Below are 4222 nucleotides of genomic sequence, written 5' to 3' on the forward strand. Positions count from 1 at the left end.
TGCGGGCCAACCAGATCGCACTGCAGAACCGGCTGCCGGTGATCTCGCTGGTGGAGTCCGGCGGCGCGGACCTGCCCACCCAGAAGGAGATCTTCATTCCCGGCGGGCAGATGTTCCGCGACCTGACCCGGCTGTCGGCGGCGGGCATCCCGACCATCGCCCTGGTATTCGGCAACTCCACCGCCGGCGGCGCCTACATCCCGGGGATGTGCGACTACGTCGTGATGATCAAGCAACGCTCAAAGGTGTTCTTGGCCGGCCCGCCACTGGTGAAGATGGCCACCGGCGAGGAGGCCGACGACGAGTCCCTCGGCGGCGCCGACATGCATGCCCGCGTCTCGGGTCTGGCCGATTACTTCGCTCTCGACGAGCTCGACGCACTCCGGATCGGCCGCCGGATCGTGGCCCGGCTCAACTGGCGCAAGCAGGGTCCGGTCCCGGGCCCCGTGGTCGAACCGCGCTATGACGCCGAAGAACTGATCGGCGTTGTCCCGGCCGACCTGCGCATCCCGTTCGACCCGCGCGAGGTGATCGCCCGCATCGTCGACGGCTCGGAGTTCGACGAGTTCAAACCGCTGTACGGCTCGTCGCTGGTGACCGGCTGGGCCCGGCTGCACGGCTACCCGCTGGGGATTCTGGCCAACGCGCGCGGCGTGCTGTTCTCCGAGGAGGCGCAGAAGGCCACCCAGTTCATCCAGCTGGCCAACCGCTCCGACACGCCACTGCTGTTCGTGCACAACACCACCGGTTACATGGTCGGCAAAGCCTATGAAGAGGGCGGCATGATCAAGCACGGCTCGATGATGATCAACGCCGTGTCGAACTCCGCCGTGCCGCACATCTCGCTGGTGATCGGCGCCTCCTACGGAGCGGGTAACTATGGCATGTGCGGGCGTGCCTACGATCCGCGGTTCATGTTCACCTGGCCGTCCGCCAAGGCCGCCGTGATGGGCGGCACACAGCTGGCCGGCGTCCTTTCGATCGTCAGCCGGGCCGCCGCGCAGGCGCGCGGCCAGCAGGTGGACGAAGAGGCCGACGCGGCGCTGCGCGCCGCCGTCGAGGCGCAGATCGAGGCCGAATCGCTGCCGATGTTTTTGTCCGGCCGGCTCTACGACGACGGGGTGATCGACCCGCGCGACACCCGCACCGTACTGGGTATCTGCCTGTCCGCCATCGCCAACGGCCCAATCAAGGGGACGTCGCACTTCGGCGTCTTCCGGATGTGAGGACACCATGATCACCAAGGTTCTGGTGGCCAACCGCGGTGAGATCGCCCGGCGGGTGTTCGCCACCTGCCGACGGCTCGGCCTCGCCACCGTCGCGGTCTACACCGATCCCGACGCGGACGCCCCGCATGTCACCGAGGCGGACGCGAAAGTGGGGCTGCCGGAGACCAAGAGCTACCTTTCGGTCGATGCCATCATCGCCGCAGCCCGCGCAGCCGGCGCCGATGCCGTGCACCCAGGCTACGGATTCCTCTCCGAGAATGCGGAATTCGCGGCAGCGGTGTGCGGTGCCGGACTGGTATGGATCGGCCCACCGGTAGCAGCGGTGGCTGCCATGGGTTCCAAGATCGGGGCCAAGGACATCATGGCAGCCGCCGGGGTACCGGTGCTGGAGCAACTGGATCCCGAAACGGTGACGGCGGCGCAACTGCCGGTGCTCATCAAAGCGTCGGCCGGCGGAGGCGGGCGAGGCATGCGGGTGGTCACCGAATTGTCCGCCCTGGCAGGCGAAGTCAAGGCCGCCGGCCGGGAAGCACGCTCGGCGTTCGGCGACCCGACGGTGTTCTGCGAGCGCTACCTGCCGACCGGCCACCACGTCGAGGTACAGGTGGTCGCCGACAACCACGGCACGGTCTGGGCGGTCGGCGAACGAGAGTGCTCAATTCAGCGTCGACACCAGAAAGTTATCGAAGAGGCACCTTCCCCGCTGGTCGAGCGCACCCCCGGAATGCGCGCCAAACTGTTCGACGCCGCCAAGCTGGCGGCCAGCGCTATCGGCTACGCCGGCGCGGGCACCGTGGAGTTCCTCGCCGACGACGACGGCGAGTTCTACTTCATGGAGATGAACACCCGGCTGCAGGTCGAACACCCGGTCACCGAGGAGACCACCGGATGCGATCTCGTCGAACTGCAGCTGGCTGTGGCCGACGGCACCAGGCTGGACACCGAACCGCCGGCAGCGCACGGCCATTCGATAGAGGCGCGGCTCTATGCGGAAGATCCGGCTCGAGACTGGCGCCCGCAGGCCGGGCAGCTGCACACGATCGACGTGCCCGGGGTGGCCGCGCAGTTCGACAACCTGAACAGGCGCAGCGGAATTCGGTTGGACTCTGGCGTCGCCGACGGCTGGACGGTTTCGATCCACTACGACCCGATGCTGGCCAAGGTCATCAGCTATGCGCCGACACGAGCCCAGGCCGCAGCGGTGCTTGCGCGCGCCCTGGCGAACGCCCGGCTGCACGGGGTACGGACCAACCGCGATCTGCTCGTCCGGGTGCTGAGGCATCCGTCGTTTCTTGCCGGTGCCACCGACACCTCGTTTTTCGACACCCACGGTCTGGCCGAGCTGTCGGCGCCGCTGGCCGATCGAGAAACGGTGCGGCTGTCCGCGGTCGCAGCGGCACTGGCCGACTCCGCGCACAACCGGGCGAGCGCGACGGTGCTCGGCTCCATCCCGAGCGGCTGGCGCAACCTCCCATCGGGATTCCAGGTGAAGTCCTACGTCGATGACAGCGGTCACCAGCACCGGATCGAATACCGGTTCACCAGAAACGGTTTGACCCTCGCCGATAATTCGCGTCCGGTGCGTCTCGTCTCGTCTGATCCGCATCAGGTTGTGCTCGCCGACGCTGCCGGAGTCGCACGCCGTTACGCGGTCGCCCGCTACGGCCCCAACTTCGACGACATCTACGTCGATTCCCCGGGCGGCGCAGTGCATCTGATCGCGCTGCCGCGCTTCCCCGAACCCCCGTCCACCATCGAGGCCGGATCCCTGTTGGCTCCGATGCCCGGCAATGTCACCCGGCTGGGCTCCGAAGTCGGCAGCACGGTGGCAGCAGGCCAACCGCTGATCTGGCTGGAGGCCATGAAGATGGAGCACACTCTCGCCGCACCGACCGACGGCGTGCTCGCCCAACTGAACGTCAAACCCGGCGACCAGGTCGAGGTCGGAGCTGTGCTGGCCCGCGTCGAAACGCCCGCAGCCTCGAACCCAGAGGGAGATCAGCGATGACAGTTAACAGTTTCATCGAAAGCGACGAGCGCCGGGCGTTGCGCCAGGCGGTCGCCGCGATGGCAGTCAACTACGGGCAGGACTACTACCTGCAGAAGGCCCGCTGCGGCCAGCACACCAACGAATTGTGGAGCGAGGCAGGAAAACTCGGCTTCATAGGCGTCAACCTTCCCGAGGAGTACGGCGGCGGCGGTGCCGGCATGTACGAGCTGTCGCTGGTCATGGAGGAGATGGCCGCTAACGGCTGCGCGCTGTTGATGATGGTGGTGTCACCGGCGATCAACGGCACCATTATCGCCAAGTTCGGCACCGGCGAGCAGAAGCAGCGCTGGCTGCCCGGCATCGCCGACGGGTCGTTGACCATGGCATTCGCCATCACCGAGCCTGACGCCGGGTCGAACTCGCACCGCATCACCACGACCGCGCGCCGAGACGGCGGTGACTGGATCGTGAAGGGCCAGAAGACGTTCATCTCGGGCATCGACCAGGCCCAGGCGGTGCTGGTGGTGAGCCGCGTCCACAAAGACATGGGCACCAAGTCCGCATCACTTCGTCCTGCGCTGTTCGTAGTGCCGACCGACGCCCCCGGGTTCACCTACACCCCGATCGAGATGGAACTGATCAGCCCGGAACGCCAATTCCAGGTGTTCCTCGACGACGTGCGGCTGCCGGCCGACGCGCTGGTGGGCTCCGAAGACGCCGCGATCGCGCAATTGTTCGCCGGGTTGAACCCGGAACGTATCATGGGCGCCGCGAGCTCGGTGGGCATGGGCCGATTCGCCATCAAGAAAGCCGTCGACTACGCCAAAACCCGGCAGGTGTGGGGCACCCCCATCGGTGCCCATCAGGGCCTGGCACATCCGCTGGCGCAGAACCACGTCGAGATCGAGTTGGCCAAGCTGATGATGCAGAAGGCCGCCACCCTCTACGACAGCGGCGACGACGCCGGCGCCGCCGAAGCGGCGAACATGGCCAAGTACGCCGC

At 67.1% G+C, this 4222-nt stretch carries 3 protein-coding genes; all 3 read left to right on the forward strand.

Annotated elements, in window-relative coordinates; translation table 11 throughout:
* Positions 1–1226: acyl-CoA carboxylase subunit beta (locus AC2VOP_RS20795; protein WP_486962723.1), on the forward strand; the 1226-nt coding region annotated here is incomplete at its 5' end.
* A 7-nt stretch (positions 1227–1233) separates the two neighbouring features.
* Positions 1234–3237, forward strand: coding sequence for an acetyl/propionyl/methylcrotonyl-CoA carboxylase subunit alpha (locus tag AC2VOP_RS20800; RefSeq protein ID WP_486962724.1), 2004 nt, complete (start codon positions 1234–1236; stop codon positions 3235–3237).
* Positions 3234–4222, forward strand: a 989-nt coding sequence (locus AC2VOP_RS20805) for an acyl-CoA dehydrogenase family protein (protein ID WP_486962725.1), incomplete at its 3' end; no start/stop codon positions are given. The genes AC2VOP_RS20800 and AC2VOP_RS20805, both read left to right, overlap by 4 nt.

The organism is Mycobacterium sp. TH-M106, from assembly GCF_057473765.1.